Genomic DNA, 19825 nt, shown 5'->3' with positions numbered 1-19825 from the left:
GGCGTGCCTACGATCGAGCGCATGGAAACCACCCTCGAACATCCCGTGGCGCTGCGCCGTGCGGCACCTGCGGCCGCCGGAGCCACCGCCCCGCGGTGGCGCGTCGAGGAGGTGCAGGCCCTGCTGGACCTGCCCTTCAACGCGCTGCTGTTCCGCGCGCAGACCGTGCACCGTGAACATTGGCCAGCCGGCGACATCGAGCTGGCGACGCTGCTCTCCGTGAAGACCGGGGGCTGCCCGGAGAACTGCGGCTATTGCCCGCAGTCCTCCGAGTTCGACACCGGCGTCAAGGCGGAGAAGCTGATGAGCGTCGAAGAGGTCACCGCCGCCGCCCAGGCTGCGAAGGAGGCCGGTGCGACGCGCTTCTGCATGGGCGCCGCCTGGCGTGCGCCCAAGGACCGCGACATCGAGAAGGTGGCCGAACTGGTGCAGGCCGTGAAGGGCCTGGGCCTGCAGTCCTGCGCCACACTCGGCATGCTGGAGGCGCACCAGGCCCAGGCGTTGCGCGACGCCGGCCTGGACTACTACAACCACAACCTCGACACCGCGCCGGAGTACTACGGCGACGTCGTCGACACCCGCACCTACCAGGACCGGCTCGACACCCTGGCCCATGTGCGCGCCGCCGGCATCAGCGTCTGCTGCGGCGGCATCGTCGGCATGGGCGAGGCGCCGGTGCACCGCGCCGGCCTGCTGGCGCAGCTGGCCAACCTCGAGCCCTATCCGGAGTCGGTACCCATCAACAGTCTGGTGCGTGTGCCGGGTACGCCGCTGGCCGACAGCGATCCCATCGACCCGCTGGACTTCGTGCGCGTGATCGCTGTCGCGCGCATCCTGATGCCCAAGGCCCGCGTGCGGCTCTCGGCCGGCCGACAGCAGCTGGGCGACGCGGTGCAGGCGCTGTGCTTCCTGGCTGGCGCCAACTCGATCTTCTACGGCGACAAGCTGCTGGTCACCGGCAATCCCGATGTAGAGGCCGACCGGCAGTTGCTGGCCAGGCTGGGTCTGCGCGGCCATGACGTGGCTGCCAATGAAGGAGCATGCGAATGAGCACCCAACGTCCGTTCAAGGTCCTGGGCGTCCAGCAGATCGCCATCGGCGGTGCCGACAAGCAACGCCTGGCCACGCTGTGGGTCGACATGCTGGGGCTGGAGATGACCGGCACCTTCAAGAGCGACCGCGAGAACGTCGACGAGGACATCTGCGCCATCGGCAGCGGTCCCTTCAAGGTGGAAGTCGACCTGATGCAGCCGTTGGACCCCGAGAAGAAGCCCGCCGTGCACACCACGCCGCTGAACCACGTGGGCCTGTGGATCGACGACCTGCCGCGCGCCGTGGAATGGCTGACAGCGCATGGCGTGCGCTTCGCGCCGGGCGGCATCCGCCGCGGCGCGGCGGGCTTCGACATCTGCTTCCTGCACCCCAAGGGCAACGAGGAATTCCCCATCTCCGGCGAGGGCGTGCTGATCGAGCTGGTGCAGGCACCGCCCGAGGTGGTGAAGGCCTTCGGCGCGCTGGCGGCGAGCGCGGCCGGCTGAACGTGGCGCAGGCGCGGATCGGGCTCCGCGCGTGCTCCGTCAGTCCGGCGTTGCCGGTTGGCGCGCGGCGCGCGCGCGGGCCAATGCCGCCTCGACGATGCGGCGTTTGCGCGCAGCGTCCGCATCCGCGTCGGCCGGCACCGGAGCCTGCGTCGGCGTGTTCTCGGGGGACGGTTCTGCGCCGGCCGCCTGCAGCCGGCGGCGACGGGCAGCGTATCGCTGGCGGGCATGGTCCGCCTGCTTCTGTGACCAGGCGGCCCAGCCGCTCAGGCCAGGTGTGACCACTTCCAGGCCGATGCAATCCACCGGGCACACCGGCACGCACAGTTCGCAGCCCGTGCAGTGGGCTTCGATCACGGTGTGCATGCGCTTGTGGAACCCCAGGATGGCGTCCGTGGGGCAGACCTCCAGGCAGCGTGTGCAGCCGATGCACCAGGCTTCATCGATCACGGCCAGGGTTCGGGGGCCCTCGCTGCCGCATCCGGGGTCGAGCGGGCGTTCGTCCCGGCCGAGCAGTTGCGCCAGCCGCCGCACGCCCTCGGCGCCGCCCGGCGGGCAGCGGTCGATGTCCGCGCTGCCATCGGCCATTGCCGCCGCATAACCGGCACAGTCCGGGTAGCCGCATCGGGTGCACTGCGTCTGGGGCAGGGCGTCGAGCAGGCGGTCCCTCTGCATGCGGGTCATGGGCTTCGCATGTGCGTTGCTCAGGCGCGGGTGCGCCGGCGTGCAGGTGACTTGCGGGGGGCAGCGTCAGCTGCCGATGGCGAGGCGGTTGCCACAGGCGGCGGCTCGGCCACCTTGCGGGCGGGCTGCGACGTCTTGCGGACGGCCGCCTTGCGGGGCGCCGGGGCCGCTGCAGAAGGGGCGGGCGCTGCTTGCTCGGCCGGCACAGCGGCAGGCTTGGCCGCACGCGCGCCGCGGCGCACATCCTCTGCGGCGAGCGGCGTGTCATCGCGCGTCTGGGGCTGGTCATGCGCGGCGATGAAGGCGCGCACCTTCGGATAGACCATCTCGCGCCAGCGGCGGCCGCTGAAGATGCCGTAGTGGCCGGCACCGGCGACTTCGTAGTGCTCGCGGTGCTCCGCCGGGATCTGCGTGCACAGGTCGTGCGCGGCACGGGTCTGGCCCGAGCCGGAGATGTCGTCCAGCTCGCCTTCCACGGTCAGCAGCGCCGACTGGCTGATGTCCTGCGGCCGCACGCGCTCGATCTGACCGGCCTCGTTGCGCACTTCCCAGGTGCCATGCACCAGCTTGAACTCCTGGAAGACGGTGCTGATCGTCTCCAGGTAGTAATCCGCGTCCATGTCGAGAACGGCGTTGTACTCGTCGTAGAACTTGCGGTGGGCCTCGGCACTGGCGTCGTCACCCTTCACCAGGTCCTTGAAGTAGTCGTAATGGCTGGTGGCATGCCGGTCGGGGTTCATCGCCACGAAGCCGGTGTGCTGCAGGAAGCCGGGGTAGACGCGTCGGCCCTCGCCCGGAAAGCCCTGCGGCACCCGGTAGATGACGTTGTTCTCGAACCACTCGAAGCTCTTGTTCGTCGCCAGGTTGTTGACGGAGGTCGGTGAGCGGCGCGCGTCGATGGGGCCGCCCATCATCGTCATCGTGAGCGGCGTGGCCTCGCCGCGGCTGGCCATCAGCGAGATGGCCGCCAGCACGGGCACCGTCGGTTGGCAGACGCTCATCACATGGCAGTTGCCGTACTCGGCCTGCACGTGGCGGATGAAGTCTTCCACGTAGTTGATGTAGTTGTCCAGGTGGAACTCGCCGTCGGACAGGGGCACCGTGCGGGCGTTCTTCCAGTCGGTGATGTAGACCTTGTGGCCCTGCAGCATGGTGCGCACCGTGTCGCGCAGCAGCGTGGCATAGTGGCCCGACAGGGGCGCCACGATCAGGACGACGGGCTGGCTCTTGAGCGTGGCCAGGACCTCCGGGTCGTCGGTGTAGCGCTTGAAGCGACGCAGCTGGCAGAAGGGTTTGTCCACCTCCACGATCTCGTGGATGACCACGTCGGCGCCGTCCACCTCGACGGACTGGATGCCGAACTCGGGCTTCTCGTAGTCCTTGCCCAGCCGGTAGAGCAGGTCGTAGCCGGCGGCCACCCGCTGGGCCATCGGCAACTGGCTGAACATGGAGCCGTTGCCGTAGAGCTTGGAGACGGCCCGTGCGAAGTCCGCAAAGGGCTCCATCAACGAGCGCTGGGCTTCATAGAGGTGATACAGCATGGGGTCGGGAGGCGCAAGTTTCGCTGCGCCGCAATATAGCAGCGGGTCCTGACGCGAGGGCGCGCGGGCGGCTGCGGCAGTGGCGCCGCGCGGCACAAGTCGCGGATCGGGAGGTGAAAGGGGCGCGCGCGTCCTTGAACGTCGCAGAAATCGGGCGTTCAGCTGCCGACGTAGCGGCCCGGCCGGTGGTTGATCCAGAGGAACCCGCCCATCACCACGGCGCCGAGGATCGACCAGCCGACCCGTGCCGGCTCCACCACGAACAGGGCGGCCAGCAGCACGGCGCAGTCGATGGCCAGTTGCACCTTGCCGGCCCGCCAGCCGCGGCGCTCCTGCAGATAGAGCGAGATGACCGTGGCGCCGCCCAGGCTGGCCCGGTGGCGGGCCAGGAACAGGCAACCCGTGCCCAGCATCAGGCCGCCGAACACGGCGGCGAAGGCCGGGTGCAGCGCCTGGATCGAGATGAACCGGGGCGCCAGCTCCGTCAACACGGACAGCAGCAGTACCGCCGCAAAGGTCTTGACGGTGAATTCGCCGCCCATCTGCTTCCAGGCAAAGCCGTAGAAAGGCAGATTCAGCAGGAAAAACCCCTGTCCGAGCCCGATCCCCGTGGCGTAGTGCAGCAGGAAGGCCGCCCCGGCGGTGCCGCCCGTGAGCAGACCCGCCTGGCCGAAGAGCACCAGCGCCATGGCCACGAACAGCGTGCCGGCGCACAGGGCCTGGATATCCTCGAAACGGGAATGGCGCAGCGACGGCAAGGGAGGGCGACCGGAGATGTCCATGGGGGGATGCTACGCAAGAAGTGCGCCGAATGCCTTCGCCTCTGAAGAAAATTTACGGATTGCAATCCGGGAAATCCACGACTTGCACCCCAAAGGCACGCCATGCCAGAAATGACCTTCATGCCCGTGGGCGACCCTGCCTCAGGCGATGGCTTCGCCCGCTGACACGTCTTGGCGCGCAATACCCGGCCTGTAAGCGCCGGCGAGAGGAAACAGTGCGAACACCCCACAAGAAAGTCCGCTGTGACCGCCTTGTCCAGAGCCGACCATTGAAGGAGTTCGACCGTGATGCTGCAAGTCTCCGCCCGCTTGTCCACGATGAGCACGCCGCCGGCCGACCCGGCCGAATTGCCGGTCCAGCCCGACCGCGGCACGCCACCGACGCCGGGGCAGCAGCCCCCGTCGCCAGTCGTGCCAGCCATGCGAGGCAAGGTGTCGCTGCGCATGCGGGTGCATCACTCCTTCATGCGTGCCGCCGCCTTCAGGTGGCGCACCCTCTGAGCGCTGGCGCCATCGGCGGGCCGGCTTTGTGCTGGCCTAACAGGTGGTGCATGCCGACGCAAGCCGGGTCGCTAATGCCGACCGTGCGCCTGTCCGTGGGCAATGTGATGCGATGCGGGCATTAATATCCTTCCCATGCCGCCTTCAGGTGGCTTTCGTTGTCGGCGCGTCGCCGATGTCCTGAATACGAGGGAAGGTATTCCATGTCCGTCACCCAGAATCTCGAAGCCGCCGCCAACGCCGTGGTCGAAGACCTTGCCAGCGATGTCCGCGGCGTTCTGTCCAACAAGGACCTCGAAGGCGTTCCCCAGCTCAAGGCGCTGAAGCAGCGCGTCGACACCAAGCTCGCGATCGCCCGTGAACTGGCCGCAGAGAAGAGCAAGGTAGCGGCCAAGAAGGCCAAGGAGGCCGCCCAGACCGCCAATGCCTATGCGCACGATGAGCCTTGGCAGATCGCCGGTGCGGCCTTGGCCGTCGGCGTGCTGGTGGGCCTGCTGATCGGCAGCCGCCGTTGATGGCGGCCATCCTGACTCGCCACCGGCGCCCCTGCGAAGGACGTCGGACATGAGCCGACTGCTCGACATGCTGGGCCTCGGTCCGCGGCTGCGGCGCTGGAAGGCGGCCGGTGCGGAGGCCGCACTGGGGGTCCATGACCGCGCGCAGCTGGCCGGCCTCGCCTGGCAGGATGCCCGTGCGCCGCTGGCGCACTCGGCACTGCTGTCGGCGCTGCTGGCCTTGGTCAGTGTCGTGGTGGGTGTCGTTCTTTCGGCAGCCGTGGTCGTCCACTACTGGGATGGCCCGTTCCGGGTCCGCGCTGCCTGGTGGGTGGCTCTGGCGTGGGCCGTCGTCTGGGTCGTGCTGCTGGCGTTGCTGTTGGCGCGGGTGAGGCAGGCCTCGCAGGCCGTCCATCCGCTGGCGGAGGAACTGCGGCGCGACCTGTCCGGCGGTGCAGAGCCCGATGCCGCCCCGGCGCGGCCCGATCCCGTTCAGGTCGCGGCGATGCGTGAAGAGGTCCTGGCCAGGATCGCCGAGCAGCGCGCGCGGCGGGCGCTCCTGCAGGAGCGCCGGGCGGCCGCCGAGGCCGAGGCTGCTGCCCGTGCTGCAGCGCAACCGCCAACGCAGCCTCTGTCGGCCACTGCCATGCGCATGGCGCGTGAGCATCCCATCGCGACCGGTGCCGCAGCCGCTGCCGTGGTGGCGGTGCTGGGCCCGCGGCGGCTGGTCCGCTGGGCCGGCTGGGCATTGCCGATCCTCTGGAAACTGCGCTGAACGCCGCCGAGGCCGGCCCCAGTGCCGGCCTCGCGCTTTTTCCGGCTACCGTGCAGGTCAGTGGGCGCGGCGCAGTGCCTTGGCCACCTCGGTCACCAGGCCCGGACCGCGGTAGATCAGACCCGTGTAGATCTGCACCGCATCGGCGCCCGCGGCGATCTTGGCCTGCGCATCGGCACCGCTCAGGATGCCGCCGACGCCGATGATCGGGAAATCCGCTCCAAGCGCTTCCCGCAGCTGCCGGATCACCCGGTTGCTCGCGTCGCGCACCGGTGCCCCGGAAAGCCCGCCGGCTTCCTGCCCATGCGGCAGCCCTTGCACCGCATCGCGCGCAAGCGTGGTGTTGGTGGCGATCACGCCGTCCATCCCCTGGCGACGCAGCGCGCCGGCAATGACGGCCACCTGGGCGTCTTCCAGGTCAGGGGCGATCTTCAGGAAGATGGGCGTGCGCTTGCCGGTGCGCTCGTGCAACTGCGCCCGCCGGTCGGCCATCGCGCCCAGCAAGGCGTCGAGCGCCTCGTCGCTCTGCAGGCTGCGCAGGTTGGCCGTGTTGGGGCTCGAGATGTTGACGGTCACGTAGTCCGCGTGGGCATAGACGCCGTCCAGGCAGGCGAGGTAGTCGTCGGCGGCCCGCTCGATCGGCGTGCTCGCGTTCTTGCCGATGTTGAGTCCGAGCAGCATCGGCAGGCTGCCGCGGCGCTGGCGGAAGCGCGCGCGCTTCACGTTGGTCACGAAGCTGTCCAGGCCTTCGTTGTTGAAGCCGAGCCGGTTGATCAGGGCCTCGGCCGCGGGCAGCCGGAACATGCGGGGGCGCACATTGCCCGGCTGTGCCCGGGGGGTGACCGTGCCCACCTCCACGAAGCCGAAGCCCATCGCCGCAAAGGCGTCGATGCAGCGGGCATTCTTGTCCAGGCCCGCGGCCAGCCCCACGCGGTTGGGCAGGCGCAGGCCCGCCAGTTCGATAGGGTCTTCCACCCGCTTGGCCGTGTACAGCGCGGCCAGGGGCGTGTTCTGCGTCCTTGCCAGTTGCGCCAGCGTCAGCTCGTGGGCCGCTTCCGCATCCATGCGGAACAGGAAGGGACGGGCAAGGCCGTAGAGGCCGGTGGCGGGAGCGGGCATCTGATAATTCGCGTTTTTTCGGACAACCCAGGATTCTCCCCGATGCCCAACGCCGCCATGACCCAGGATGAACTCAAGGCCCAGGTGGGCCGCGCCGCCCTCGACCACGTGGTCCGGGGCGAGATCGTGGGCATCGGCACGGGCTCCACGGTCAACAAGTTCATCGAGGCGCTCGCCACGATCCGCGACCAGATCAAGGGCGCCGTGTCCAGTTCGGAAGCCTCGACGCAGCGCCTGAAGGCCCTGGGCATTCCCGTGTTCGACAGCAACGAGGTCGATGAACTGGCGGTCTACATCGACGGTGCGGACGAGATCGACGGCCGGGGCTACATGGTCAAGGGCGGCGGCGCGGCGCTGACCCGCGAGAAGATCGTCGCGGCCCAGTCGCGCCGCTTTGTCTGCATCGCGGACGCCTCCAAGCGAGTGGAGGTGCTGGGCCGCTTTCCGTTGCCGGTGGAGGTGATCCCGATGGCGGCCCGCCGGGTGGCGCGCCAGTTTGCGGCCCAGGGCGGCACGGCCATGCTGCGCATGAAGGACGGCCAGCCGCTGGTGACGGACAACGGCCAGCACATCCTGGACGTGACCGGCCTGTCGATCCGTGAGCCCCTGGCTTTCGAGTCGGAGGTCAACCAGTGGCCGGGCGTGGTCACCGTGGGCGTCTTTGCGCACCAGAAGGCCAGCCTGTGCCTGCTGGCCACGCCGGAAGGCGTGGAGACCCTGCGCTACTGACCGCCAGCCGGGGCACTCCCGCCTCGGTGCTTAAAAGCGGATGCCTGCCGGATTGGCGGGCGTCGGCCCGGTGGGTGGCTGGATGATGAGCGCCGGCGCCTCGGGGGCTGGCGGCGCGGCCGGTGCGGGCACGGGCGCAATGAGCGGGCGGGCCTGGGGCGGGGTGTACCCCGGCGGGAGACTGTTGCGGCCCGGATAGCCGGCCGCATCGAGATACTGCGACCACTGTGCATCGGCATAGCCGCGCAGTTGCTGGCTGCCGATGGCCAGCAGCGGCAGGCCGGTCTGGCCGCTGAGGCGCTGCAGCGCCTCGATCTCCGCATTGGTATTGACCGTGCGCTCCTGGAAGGGGATGCCGCGGCTGCGGAGCATGGAGCGCCCTTCATCGCAGGGCGCGCAGTCCCGCTGGGTGTAGAGCGTGACCGGGTAGCGTTGCACAAGCTGCCGCAGCTCGAAGGGCAGGGCGGCCGCGCCCATGTCGATGTCGTTGCCGCTGGGGGCTTCGACCGGGCGGGCGGCCGCCGAGGGCGCACGGTCCGAGAACGTGACCCGGCCCTGCGCGTCGACGGAGCGGTACAGGGGCTGGGCGCACGCCGTGCCCCACAGCCCGGCGGCAGCCAGGCCCACGGCGAGCAGCCACGCAGTCCGGCGCGGGGTGGGGGCGGCGGGCACGGCGCTCACGCCAACGCTTCTTCTGCGAGCGGCTCGCTCATGCCCTGATGGCGCAGCAGGGCATCGATGCTCGGCTCGCGGCCACGGAAGGCCTTGAACGATTCCATCGCGCTGCGGCTGCCGCCCGCTTCCAGGATCGCTTCGCGGTAGCGGCGGCCGGTTTCCACGCTGGGCAGGCCCTGGGCATCGACCGTCTCCTCGAAGGCCGCATAGGCGTCCGCCGACAGAACCTCGGCCCACTTGTAGCTGTAGTACCCGGCTGCATAGCCGCCCGAGAAGATGTGGGTGAAGGTCATGGGCGTGCGGCTGAATTCCGGCGAGGGCAGCACGGCCACCTCGGTGCGCACTTCGTTCAACAGCGCCATCACGGCGCCGGGTTGGGCCGCGCTCGCATCCAGCTGGGTGTGCAGCAGCATGTCGAACAGCGCGAACTCGATCTGGCGCAGCGTCTGCATGCCGCTCTGGAAGTTCTTGGCCGCGATCATCTTGTCGTAGAGCGCGCGGGGCAGCGGCGCCCCGGTATCGACATGGGCCGTCATGTTCTGCAGCACGTCCCATTCCCAGCAGAAGTTCTCCATGAACTGGCTGGGCAGTTCCACGGCGTCCCATTCCACGCCGCTGATGCCCGAGACATCGTGCTCGTTCACCTGCGTCAGCATGTGGTGCAGGCCGTGGCCGAACTCGTGGAAGAGCGTGATGACGTCGTCGTGCGTGAGCAGTGGCGGCTTGCCATCCACGCCCTCGGCGAAGTTGCAGACCAGGTGCGCCACCGGCGTCTGCAGCCGTTGGTCGTCAGGGCGCAGCCAGCGCGCGCGCACGTCGTCCATCCAGGCGCCCCCGCGCTTGGCCGCACGGGCCGACGGATCCAGGTAGAACTGGCCCACCTTCTGCACGCCCTCGGGCGTCTGGCGCTCGATGCGGTAGAAGACCACGCTGGGATGCCACACCGGCGCCTCGTCGCGGCGGATCTGTACCTCGAACAGGTTCTGCACGATCTTGAACAGCCCGTCGAGCACCTTGGGCGCCGGGAAGTAGGGCTTGACCTCCTGCTCGCTGAAGGCGTAGCGGGCTTCCTTGAGCTTTTCGCCGATGTAGCTCCAGTCCCAGGGTTGCGGATCGGCGATGCCGAGTTCGCGGCTGGCGAAGTCGCGCAGCTGCACCACGTCACGCTGGCCGTAGGGCTTGGCCTTGGCCGCCAGGTCGCGCAGGAAGCCGATCACCTGCTCGGGCGATTCGGCCATCTTGGGCACGACCGACAGTTCGCCGAAGTTGCGATAGCCCAGCAGTTGCGCCTCTTCCTGGCGCAGCTTCAGGATCTCGAGGATGAGGGGTGTGTTGTCGAAGGTCGGGTCGCCGAATTCGCTGGCACGGGTGACGTAGGCGCGGTACAGGCGCTCGCGCAATGCGCTGCTGCGGGCGAACTGCATCACCGGCAGATAGCAGGGCATCTTGAGCGTGAGCTTGTAGCCGGCCTTGCCCTCAGCTTCGGCTGCGGCGCGGGCGGCGGCGACCACGTCAGGAGGGACGCCGTCCAGTTCCGACAGCTCGGCGTAGTGCGCGAAGGCGTCGGTGGCGTCCAGCGCGTGCTCGCTGAACTTCTGGCTCAACTCGGCCTGGCGCTCCTGGATCTCGGCATAGCGCTCGCGCGCGGCCCCTTGCAACTCGGCGCCACCGAGCACGAAGTTGCGCATCGCATTGGCGTGGGCCTTGCGCTGCTCGGCATTGAGCGTGGCCACGTCGATGCCCTTGTACTTGGCATAAAGGCGCTCGTCGGCACCCAGGCGCGTCCAGAAGGCGGTGACGCGCGGCATGGCCTCGTTGTAGGCGGCGCGCAGCGCGGGCGTGTCGGCCACGGCGTTGAGGTGACCGACCGCGCCCCAGGCGCGGCCCAGGCGCTCGGTGGCGACGTCGAGCACACGGGCGATGGCCGTCCATTCGGAGGGAAAGTCGGGCGCCGTGACCTGCTCCAGGGCCGCTTCGGCCTGCTTCAACAGGGCGTCGATGGCGGGCGCCACATGTTCGGGCTGGATGCGGTCGAACAGGGGCAGATCGGAGAAGTCGAGCAGCGGATTGGAGGTCATGCTGCCGATTTTGAGGCAAAGGCCGCGCCTTCAAGCGCCAGACGCCGCCATGGCCGCGATGCAGGCCGGCTATTGAGCGCCGGCCTCAGCGTCCTGTCAGGCTGCGGCGACGCGCTCGGCCGATTCGAGCGTGTTGACCAGCAGCATGGTCACCGTCATCGGACCCACGCCACCGGGCACTGGCGTGATCCAGCCGGCGACTTCCTTGACGGCGGCGAAGTCCACGTCGCCGCAGAGCTTGCCCTGCTCGTTGCGGTTCATGCCCACGTCGATGACGATGGCGCCGGGCTTGACCATGTCGGCCGTCACCGTGTTGCGGCGGCCCACTGCGGCGACCACGATGTCGGCCTGGCGCACATGGTGGGCCAGGTCGGCCGTGGCGCTGTGGCAGATGGTGACGGTGGCGTTCTTGGCCAGCAGCATCAGCGCCATCGGCTTGCCCACGTTGTTGCTGCGGCCGATGACGACGGCATGCTTGCCCTTGATGGGCACGCCGGTGCTCTCCAGCAGCTTGATGCAGCCATACGGCGTGCAGGACCAGAAGCCCGGCAGGCCGGTCATCAGCGCGCCGGCGCTGGCCACATGGAAGCCGTCCACGTCCTTCTCGGCCGCGATGGTCTCGATGACCTTGTCGGCATCGATGTGCTTCGGCAGCGGCAGTTGCACCAGGATGCCGTGGATCGCCGGATCGGCATTGAGGGCGCGCACGCGCTCCAGCAGGTCCGCCTCGGTCATCGTGGCCTCGTAGCGCTCCAGCACCGAGTGCATGCCGGCCTGCTGGCAGGCCTCGACCTTCTTGCCCACGTACACCTGGCTGGCCGGGTCTTCGCCGACCAGGATCACCGCCAGGCCCGGCGTGATGCCGCGGGCCTTGAGGGCGGCGGTGCGCTCGGCCACTTCGGCGCGGATCGTGCGGGCCACGGCATTGCCGTCGATGAGTTGTGCGGTCATGGGATGTGCTGGAAAGTGGAATGAAAAACGCCCGCGGCCAAGGCCGAGCGGGCGTGGTGAGGGAGCGGCGGAACGTTGCGGCGGCGTCAGGCCTTCGCGGTCTGGCCCAGGGCGATCTTCAGCAGATCGGCCACCGTGTTGGCGTTGAGCTTTTCCATGATGTTGGCGCGGTGCGCCTCCACCGTCTTGATGCTGATGCCCAGATCGTCGGCGATCTGCTTGTTGAGGCGGCCGGCGACGATGCGCTCGAGCACCTGCGATTCGCGGCCGGTGAGCTTGGACAGCAGCGCGTCGCGGCTGGCCGATTGCTGGTACTGCGCGAAGGCGGTGCGGGCATGTTCGAGCATGCGCTCGACCAGCGACACCAGTGCCTCTTCGTTGAAGGGCTTCTGGATGAAGTCCATCGCGCCCTTCTTCATCGAATCCACCGCCATCGGCACGTCGCCGTGGCCGGTGATGACCACGATGGGCAGCGGCGACTTGCGCTCGATGAGCTTGTCCTGCAGTTCCAGGCCCGACATGCCGGCCATGCGGATGTCGACGATCAGGCAGGCCACTTCGCGCGGGTCGTAGCGGGCCAGGAAGGACTCGGCGGATTCGAAGCAGCGGACCCGGTAGTCCTTGCCTTCGAGCAGCCACTGGAGCGAGTCGCGGACGGCCTCGTCGTCGTCCACCACATAGACCGTGCCCTTCTTGGGGATCAAACTCATGCGCTTACCTTTGCCTCTCAGGAAATCGAGGAGCCTGCGCCGGCCTTGCCTGCCGCGGCGGGCGGTTGGCCGGTGGCGGTCCAGTCGGGAGAACGGTCGTCGGTCGCTACGGAATCCGGAGCGCCGTCCACTGGAATCCAGAAGGAGAAACGGCAGCCGACGACCTCCGACCCATTGTAGAGGTTCTCCGCCTGCATCCTGCCCTTGTGCGACTCGACGATGCTGCGGCAGAGGTTGAGGCCGATGCCCATGCCTTCTGCCTTGGTGGAGAAGAAGGCCTCGAAGAGCCGCTCCATCACCTCGGGGGCGAGGCCCTTGCCCGTGTCCTGGACGGCGAACTCGATGGCCTGGTGGCCCTCGACCTTGCGGGGCACCACGCGCAGTTCGACCGTGCGCCGTGCCGGAGGACGCTGGGCCATGTCGATGGACTCGGCGGCGTTCTTCATCAGGTTGACCAGCACCTGCTCGATGAGGATGGGGTCGACATGCACCGTCGGCAGCCGTGCCGCCACATAGTGGTTGAGCCGCACGTTGCGGCGCTTGAGCTCGATGCCGGCCAGTTCCACCGCCTCGCTCACCATCGTGGCCACCTCTGCGGGCGTGCGGTTGGGCTCGCTGCGTTTCACGAAGGTGCGGATCCGCTGGATGATCTGCCCCGCCCGCTGCGCCTGCTTGACCGTTTTTTCCAGTGCGCCCAACAGGGCCTCGGTGTCGATCTGCTGGCCGCGGATGCGCGACATCATGCCGTTGCAGTAGTTGCTGATGGCGGCGAGCGGCTGGTTCAACTCGTGCGCCACGCTGGAGGCCATCTCGCCCATGGTGATCAGGCGGCTGGCGGACTGGGCCCGGTCGGCCTGCTGGGCGGCTTGTTCTTCGGCGTCGCGGCGGGCGGTGATGTCGGTGGCGATCACCAGCTGCGCCAGGCGGCCGTCCACCCAGGTCAGGTAGCGCGAGCGCACCTCCAGCCACTTGTTGAGGTGCGGCACGAAGATCTCGTTGTTGGCCAGCTGGGCGGCCGTGAGCGCGTCGGTGGGCAGGCCGGCCAGCGGGTCGACGTCGTCCAGGTCGTTCCCGTGGCTGGGCGAGGGTGCGGCCCCGGCCTGCGCCACCATGCCCAGGTGACCCACCGTGTCCGAGCCGAACCAGGCCCTGTACATCTTGTTGGCGAAGAGCAGTTCCTCGCTGCCCAGCGGCGCCACCGACACCGAGGCGTCCAGTGCCTCCAGCACCGTCGTGAAGCGCTCGTGGGAGGCCGACAACTGCTCGCGGATGCGCGTGGGCTCGGTGATGTCGGTCATCGACGTCATCCAGCCCGTCTGGTGGCCGTGGGCGTCGACCAGCGGTGACACGTACAGCCGGGCCGGGAAGATCGTGCCGTTCTTGCGCCGCACCCGCACCTGGAAGCCGCCCGGCAGCGCCCGGCCGTGGATCTCTTCCTCCAGGCGCTCGTTCATGAGTTCGGTGTCGGTCTCCAGCCAGTAGGGGAAGGGCGGCTTGCGGCCGACGAGTTCTTCCTCGCTCCAGCCGGTCATGGTGCAGAAGGCCGCGTTGACATAGCTGATGCTGCCGTCCAGGTCGAGCACCCGCATGCCGGTCAGCATGGAGTTCTCCATCGCGCGTCGGAAGTTGGTCTCGGCCTGCAGCGCCTGTTGAGCGGCCAGGCGCCGGCGGGTGTGCCGCCAGGTGCCCATCAGCAGGCCGCTGGTCAGCACCGACAGCGCCGCCACCAGCCAGAAGAGCCCGTTGCCGATCAGGCCCAGCGAGGTGCGCCAAGCCTGCGCCCGCAGCACCAGGCTGTTGCCGACCGGCGAGACGGGCACCTCGTATTCATTGGTGGGCTCCGCCCAGGGCAGCGGCCGCGATTCGGCCGGGCTGCGGCTGTTGGTCGTCGTGCCGGCCAGCAGCTTGCCGGTGCTGTCCAGCAGCGAGACGGCGTACTTGGCCGAGACCTCGGGCGGGATGCCGTAGCGCAGCAGCCCGTCGACCGAGAACTCGCCCAGCACCGTGCCCGCGAACAGGCCCTGGTCGAACAGGGGAATGTGAAGCTGCAGCGGCGCCGTGCGGTCGCCCGTGGCGTTGGGCTGCGAGTAGACCGGCTGGGCCAACTCGCGCGCGAGCGCGTAGTGGGTCTCGATGTCGCCTGGCCGCAGCAGGTCGCCGGCCATGTGCTGCTGCGCGGGCGGCACGCTGGGCGAGGCATAGGTGGCGCGCCAGACCCGCCGGTCGTCGATCCAGCTGACCGCCTGCAGTTCCGGGAACTGGCTGACCAGCGACTCGGCGCGGCTGGTGAACTCGATGGCGTCGACTTCATGGTTGCTGGCGTCGCGCGCCAAGCGCATCAGCTGCTCCTGCCGCTCCAGAAGGCGCAGGCGCAACCGCTGCTGTGCATATTCGACGTCGCGGCGCACCGATTCGCGTTCGCGCTCCAGTTCCTCGGCCCGCAGATACCAGAAGGCCGCCACGATGGCGGCCAGGAAGAGCAGCACTGCGGCCATCGGCACCAGCATCGCCACACTGTCCTGCAGCGGCGGGGTCTGGCGTTTCCACCAGCGTTGCCACCACGACACGAGTGGGAGAGGATGGCCGGCGGTGGGCTCGGGGGGGGAACGCATCGCGCGAGTTTAGAAGAGCGCCTGCCCGGCCATTTCTGCTGCAGAGCAGCATGAATTTCATATTAAGAAACGCCATGGCACCATTTGGAATCGCCATTTTTTTATGAGACACTGCGCCGCCCGCGCGATGCGGCCTTTCTTCCTCTCTCAATTAACGTACGCCACGTACACACCGATTCAAGGAGACCCGGATGTCGGCCAACCCCGAGAAACCCACTGGCGCCGCAGCAAACGAAGCTGACGTGCAAGAGATGCAGGAATGGAAGGACGCGCTGTCGGCCGTCATCCAGAACGAAGGTGCCGAACGGGCGCATGCCCTGCTCGAGGAACTGCTCGAGCACGCGCGCCAGAACACGGTGGACATGCCCTTCTCGGCCAACACGGGCTACGTGAACACCATCGAGCCCAGCCAGGAAGCCCGCAGCCCCGGCAACCTCGAGATCGAGCAGCGCCTGCGCGCCTACATGCGCTGGAACGCGATGGCCATGGTGGTCAAGGCCAACCGCCACCATCCGCCCGAAGGCGGCGACCTGGGCGGCCACATCGGTTCCTTTGCCTCGCTGGCGAGCATGTTCGGCGCTGGCTTCAACCACTTCTGGCACGCCGAGACCGAAGGCCACGGCGGTGACCTGCTCTACATCCAGGGCCACGTCTCGCCCGGTATCTACGCCCGCGCCTACCTCGAAGGCCGGCTGAGCGAAGAGCAACTGCTCAACTTCCGCCAGGAAGTGGATGGCAAGGGCCTGTCCAGCTATCCGCACCCCAAGCTGATGCCCGAGTTCTGGCAGTTCCCGACGGTGTCCATGGGCCTGGGCCCGCTGATGGCCATCTACCAGGCGCGCTTCCTCAAGTACCTGCATGCCCGCGGCATCGCCGACACCGCCAACCGCAAGGTCTGGGTCTTCTGCGGCGACGGTGAAATGGACGAGGTCGAGTCGCTGGGCGCCATCGGCCTGGCCGCGCGCGAGAACCTCGACAACCTGATCTTCGTCATCAACTGCAACCTGCAGCGCCTGGACGGCCCGGTGCGCGGCAACGGCAAGATCATCCAGGAGCTCGAAGGCGAATTCCGCGGCGCCAACTGGAACGTCATCAAGCTCATCTGGGGCAAGGGCTGGGACGCCCTGCTCGCCAAGGACCACGACGGTGCCCTGCGCGAGCTGATGATGAAGACGAACGACGGCGACTACCAGGCCATGAAGGCCAACGACGGCGCCTACGTCCGCAAGCACTTCTTCGGGCGCGATCCGCGCACGGCCAAGATGGTCGAGCACATGACCGACGACGAGATCTGGAACCTGCAGCGCGGTGGCCACGACTCGCAGAAGGTCTATGCCGCCTTCCACGCCGCCCAGAACCACACCGGCCAGCCCACCGTGCTGCTGGTCAAGACGGTCAAGGGCTTCGGCATGGGCAAGATCGGCGAGGGCAAGAACACGGTCCACCAGACCAAGAAGCTCGGCGACGAGGACATCAAGGCCTTCCGCGACCGCTTCAATATCCCGATCCCCGACAGCCAACTGGCCGATCTGCCCTTCTACAAGCCGGCCGACGACACGCCGGAGATGAAGTACCTGCACGAGCGCCGCAAGGCCCTGGGCGGCTACCTGCCGCACCGCCGCACCAAGGCCGACGAGAGCTTCACCGTGCCTTCGCTCGACACCTTCAAGGCCGTGCTCGAGCCCACCGCCGAAGGCCGCGAGATCTCCACCACCCAGGCCTACGTGCGCTTCCTGACGCAGCTGCTGCGCGACAAGGCCCTGGGCCCGCGCGTGGTGCCCATCCTGGTGGACGAGGCCCGCACCTTCGGCATGGAAGGCCTGTTCCGCCAGGTCGGCATCTACAACCCGCATGGCCAGCAGTACACCCCGGTCGACAAGGACCAGGTCATGTACTACAAGGAAGACAAGGCCGGCCAGATCCTGCAGGAAGGCATCAACGAGGCCGGCGGCATGTCCAGCTGGATCGCCGCCGCCACCTCGTACAGCACGAACAACCGCATCATGGTGCCGTTCTACGTGTACTACTCGATGTTCGGTTTCCAGCGCATCGGCGACCTGGCCTGGGCGGCCGGCGACATGCAGGCCCGCGGTTTCCTGCTGGGCGGCACCTCGGGCCGCACCACGCTGAACGGCGAAGGCCTGCAGCACGAGGATGGCCACAGCCACATCCTGGCCAACACCATTCCCAACTGCGTCAGCTACGACCCGACCTTTGCCCATGAAGTGGCGGTGATCCTGCACCACGGCCTCAAGCGCATGGTCGAGAAGCAGGACAACGTCTACTACTACCTGACGCTGCTCAACGAGAACTACGCGATGCCCGGCCTGCAGCCCGGCACCGAAGAGCAGATCATCAAGGGCATGTACATGGTCAAGCAGGCGCCGGCTCTGGACAGCAAGGCGCCCACGGCGCAGCTGCTGGGCAGCGGCACCATCCTGCGCGAATCCTTCTTCGCCCAGGAGCTGCTGGAGAAGGACTGGGGCGTGGCCGCCTCGGTGTGGAGCTGCCCGAGCTTCAACGAGCTGACCCGCGACGGCCAGGACGCCGACCGCTGGAACCTGCTGCACCCGACCGAGACGGCCCGCGTGCCCTTCGTCGCGGAGCAACTGGGCAAGACCACGGGCCCGGTGGTCGCTTCCACCGATTACATGAAGGCCTATGCCGAGCAGATCCGTCCCTTCATCCCGAAGGGCCGCAACTACAAGGTGCTGGGCACCGACGGTTTCGGCCGCTCGGACTTCCGCAGCAAGCTGCGCGAGCACTTCGAGGTGAATCGCCACTACATCGTGGTCGCGACGCTCAAGGCTCTGGCCGAAGACGGCGCAGTGCCGGCGGCCAAGGTGGCCGAGGCCATCAAGAAGTACGGCATCAACGCCGACAAGATCAACCCGCTCTACGCGTAATCCACCCACGGAACTGAAACGCCTCGAAGGCGGGAGACACGAACATGGCAGCAGTGGAAGTGAAAGTGCCCGACATCGGCGACTTCGACGAAGTCGCGGTGATCGAAGTGCTGGTCAAGCCCGGCGACACGGTCAAGGCCGAGCAGTCGCTGATCACGGTCGAATCGGACAAGGCCTCGATGGAGATTCCGTCGTCGGCCGCCGGCGTGGTCAAGGAAGTGAAGGTCAACGTCGGCGACAAGGTCAAGGAAGGCTCGATCGTCCTGATCCTGGAAGGCGAGGGCGCGGGCGCCCCGGCCGCCGCGGCACCGGCACCTGCCGAGGCCGCCGCGCCTGCCCCGGCTCCGCAAGCCGCACCCGCGCCGGCGCCCGCCGCTGCGCCGGCCGCGTCCGGCCCGGTCGAGATCAAGGTGCCCGACATCGGCGACTTCAAGGACGTCGCCGTGATCGAAGTGCTGGTCAAGCCCGGCGACACGGTCAAGGCCGAGCAGTCGCTGATCACGGTCGAGTCGGACAAGGCTTCGATGGAGATCCCGTCGCCGGCCGCCGGCACGATCAAGGAGCTCAAGGTCAAGGTGGGCGACACGGTCAACATCGGCGACCTGATCGGCCTGATGGAAGGCGCGGCCGGTGCCGCGCCTGCCGCCAGCCCGGCAGCGCCTGCTTCGGCGCCGGCTCAGGCCGCTGCCAGCCCTGCACCTGCCCAGGCAGCAGCTGCGTCCGCACCCGCGGCCACGAGCGTGCCCGCGCACGACCCGACCAAGACGCCGGCCACCGGCCTGCCGCATGCCTCGCCCTCGGTGCGCAAGTTCGCCCGCGAGCTGGGCGTGCCGCTGGAAGAGGTCAAGGGCAGCGGTCCCAAGGGCCGCATCACCCAGGATGACGTCCAGGGCTTCACCAAGGCCGTGATGAGCGGCGCCACGCAGACCAAGGCGCAGGCGGCCAAGGCCCCGGCCGGCGGTGGCGGCAGTGCCGATGGCGCGGCCCTGGGCCTGCTGCCCTGGCCCAAGGTCGACTTCGCGAAGTTCGGCGCCGTCGAGCGCAAGGACCTGTCGCGCATCAAGAAGATCAGCGGCGCCAACCTGCACCGCAACTGGGTCATGATCCCGCACGTCACCAACAACGACGAAGCGGACATCACCGAGCTGGAAGCCTTCCGCGTCTCCACCAACAAGGAGAACGAGAAGTCGGGCGTGAAGGTCACGATGCTGGCCTTCGTCATCAAGGCCGTGGTCGCGGCCCTGAAGAAATTCCCCGAGTTCAACACCAGCCTGGACGGCGACACCCTGGTCTACAAGCAGTACTTCAACATCGGCTTCGCGGCGGACACGCCCAACGGCCTGGTGGTGCCGGTGCTCAAGGACGCCGACAAAAAGGGCATCCTGCAGATCAGCCAGGAGATGGGCGAGCTGGCCAAGAAGGCCCGCGACGGCAAGCTGGGGGCGGCCGACATGCAGGGCGGCTGCTTCTCGATCAGCTCGCTGGGCGGCATCGGTGGCACGCACTTCACGCCGATCATCAATGCGCCCGAAGTGGCGATCCTGGGTCTTTCCAAGGGCCAGATGAAGCCGGTGTGGGACGGCAAGCAATTCGTGCCGCGCCTGACGCTGCCGCTGTCGCTGTCGTACGACCACCGTGTCATCGACGGCGCCTCCGCGGCCCGCTTCAATGCCTACCTGGGCCAGCTGCTGACGGACTACCGCCGCATCGTGCTGTAAGGAGACCAAGGC

Annotated in this window: 17 protein-coding genes; 8 read left to right on the top strand and 9 right to left on the bottom strand. The window is 68.2% G+C overall.

Features of this window, described 5'->3' with window-relative positions:
- Nucleotides 1-21 precede the first annotated feature (21 nt).
- Both bioB and L0984_RS02060 read left to right on the top strand, forming a co-directional pair.
- Entirely contained in the window at nucleotides 22-1050 is a 1029-nt protein-coding gene (bioB, locus tag L0984_RS02065; RefSeq protein WP_234192109.1) for a biotin synthase BioB, read from the top strand.
- Nucleotides 1047-1538, top strand: a complete 492-nt coding sequence (locus tag L0984_RS02060; RefSeq protein ID WP_234192108.1) for a VOC family protein — start codon at nucleotides 1047-1049, stop codon at nucleotides 1536-1538. Before bioB ends, L0984_RS02060 begins: the two co-directional genes overlap by 4 nt.
- Nucleotides 1539-1577: 39 nt before the next feature.
- On the opposite strand, the gene L0984_RS02055 is transcribed toward L0984_RS02060, so the two are convergent.
- The 3 genes from L0984_RS02055 to L0984_RS02045 all read right to left on the bottom strand — a co-directional run bounded on the left by L0984_RS02055 (nucleotide 1578) and on the right by L0984_RS02045 (nucleotide 4545).
- Complete coding sequence (locus L0984_RS02055; protein WP_234192107.1) at nucleotides 1578-2222, bottom strand: RnfABCDGE type electron transport complex subunit B; 645 nt, start codon at nucleotides 2220-2222, stop codon at nucleotides 1578-1580.
- 20 nt (nucleotides 2223-2242) lie between these two features.
- Nucleotides 2243-3763 carry a polyhydroxyalkanoate depolymerase gene (locus tag L0984_RS02050; protein ID WP_234192106.1) on the bottom strand — a complete coding sequence of 507 codons (1521 nt, stop codon included), beginning with the start codon at nucleotides 3761-3763 and terminating at the stop codon, nucleotides 2243-2245.
- A 158-nt stretch (nucleotides 3764-3921) separates the two neighbouring features.
- Nucleotides 3922-4545, bottom strand: a complete 624-nt coding sequence (locus L0984_RS02045; protein WP_234192105.1) for a YitT family protein — start codon at nucleotides 4543-4545, stop codon at nucleotides 3922-3924.
- Between the two features lie 285 nt (nucleotides 4546-4830).
- Between L0984_RS02045 and L0984_RS02040 the strand changes: the two genes are divergently transcribed.
- The 3 genes from L0984_RS02040 to L0984_RS02030 all read left to right on the top strand — a co-directional run bounded on the left by L0984_RS02040 (nucleotide 4831) and on the right by L0984_RS02030 (nucleotide 6315).
- Nucleotides 4831-5046, top strand: a complete 216-nt coding sequence (locus L0984_RS02040; protein WP_234192104.1) for a hypothetical protein — start codon at nucleotides 4831-4833, stop codon at nucleotides 5044-5046.
- Between the two features lie 203 nt (nucleotides 5047-5249).
- Nucleotides 5250-5561: a glycine zipper domain-containing protein gene (locus L0984_RS02035; protein WP_017760725.1), complete on the top strand. Its 312-nt coding sequence runs from the start codon at nucleotides 5250-5252 to the stop codon at nucleotides 5559-5561.
- Nucleotides 5562-5610: 49 nt separating this feature from the next.
- Nucleotides 5611-6315 (top strand): phage holin family protein, encoded by a 705-nt coding sequence (locus L0984_RS02030; protein ID WP_234192103.1) that lies wholly within the window; start codon nucleotides 5611-5613, stop codon nucleotides 6313-6315.
- 57 nt (nucleotides 6316-6372) lie between these two features.
- Here the strand turns inward: L0984_RS02030 and L0984_RS02025 are convergent, their stop codons facing one another.
- Nucleotides 6373-7434 (bottom strand): quinone-dependent dihydroorotate dehydrogenase, encoded by a 1062-nt coding sequence (locus L0984_RS02025; protein ID WP_234192102.1) that lies wholly within the window; start codon nucleotides 7432-7434, stop codon nucleotides 6373-6375.
- 42 nt (nucleotides 7435-7476) lie between these two features.
- Between L0984_RS02025 and rpiA the strand changes: the two genes are divergently transcribed.
- Entirely contained in the window at nucleotides 7477-8163 is a 687-nt protein-coding gene (gene rpiA / locus L0984_RS02020; protein ID WP_234192101.1) for a ribose-5-phosphate isomerase RpiA, read from the top strand.
- A gap of 30 nt (nucleotides 8164-8193) precedes the next feature.
- Here rpiA and L0984_RS02015 read toward each other — a convergent pair whose 3' ends face one another.
- The 5 genes from L0984_RS02015 to L0984_RS01995 all read right to left on the bottom strand — a co-directional run bounded on the left by L0984_RS02015 (nucleotide 8194) and on the right by L0984_RS01995 (nucleotide 15189).
- Nucleotides 8194-8844, bottom strand: a complete 651-nt coding sequence (locus L0984_RS02015; protein WP_370645869.1) for a glutaredoxin domain-containing protein — start codon at nucleotides 8842-8844, stop codon at nucleotides 8194-8196.
- Entirely contained in the window at nucleotides 8841-10916 is a 2076-nt protein-coding gene (locus L0984_RS02010; RefSeq protein ID WP_234192100.1) for a M3 family metallopeptidase, read from the bottom strand. The genes L0984_RS02015 and L0984_RS02010 overlap by 4 nt, the downstream gene beginning before the upstream one ends.
- Nucleotides 10917-11012: 96 nt before the next feature.
- A complete protein-coding gene (folD, locus tag L0984_RS02005) occupies nucleotides 11013-11867 on the bottom strand; it encodes a bifunctional methylenetetrahydrofolate dehydrogenase/methenyltetrahydrofolate cyclohydrolase FolD (RefSeq protein WP_234192099.1) in 855 nt (284 codons plus the stop codon).
- 86 nt (nucleotides 11868-11953) lie between these two features.
- Entirely contained in the window at nucleotides 11954-12577 is a 624-nt protein-coding gene (locus L0984_RS02000) for a response regulator transcription factor (protein WP_043115575.1), read from the bottom strand.
- 17 nt (nucleotides 12578-12594) lie between these two features.
- Nucleotides 12595-15189 (bottom strand): PAS domain-containing sensor histidine kinase, encoded by a 2595-nt coding sequence (locus L0984_RS01995; RefSeq protein WP_234192098.1) that lies wholly within the window; start codon nucleotides 15187-15189, stop codon nucleotides 12595-12597.
- 191 nt (nucleotides 15190-15380) lie between these two features.
- Between L0984_RS01995 and aceE the strand changes: the two genes are divergently transcribed.
- Together aceE and aceF are read left to right on the top strand one after the other, a co-directional pair.
- Entirely contained in the window at nucleotides 15381-18095 is a 2715-nt protein-coding gene (aceE, locus tag L0984_RS01990; protein ID WP_234192097.1) for a pyruvate dehydrogenase (acetyl-transferring), homodimeric type, read from the top strand.
- 44 nt (nucleotides 18096-18139) lie between these two features.
- Nucleotides 18140-19813, top strand: a complete 1674-nt coding sequence (aceF, locus tag L0984_RS01985) for a dihydrolipoyllysine-residue acetyltransferase (protein WP_234192096.1) — start codon at nucleotides 18140-18142, stop codon at nucleotides 19811-19813.
- Nucleotides 19814-19825: the final 12 nt, after the last annotated feature.

The organism is Pseudacidovorax sp. NFM-22, assembly GCF_021401245.1.
In the GTDB taxonomy this organism is placed as follows: Bacteria; Pseudomonadota; Gammaproteobacteria; order Burkholderiales; family Burkholderiaceae_C; genus Xenophilus.
This window is presented reverse-complemented; position numbering and strand designations above follow the sequence as displayed.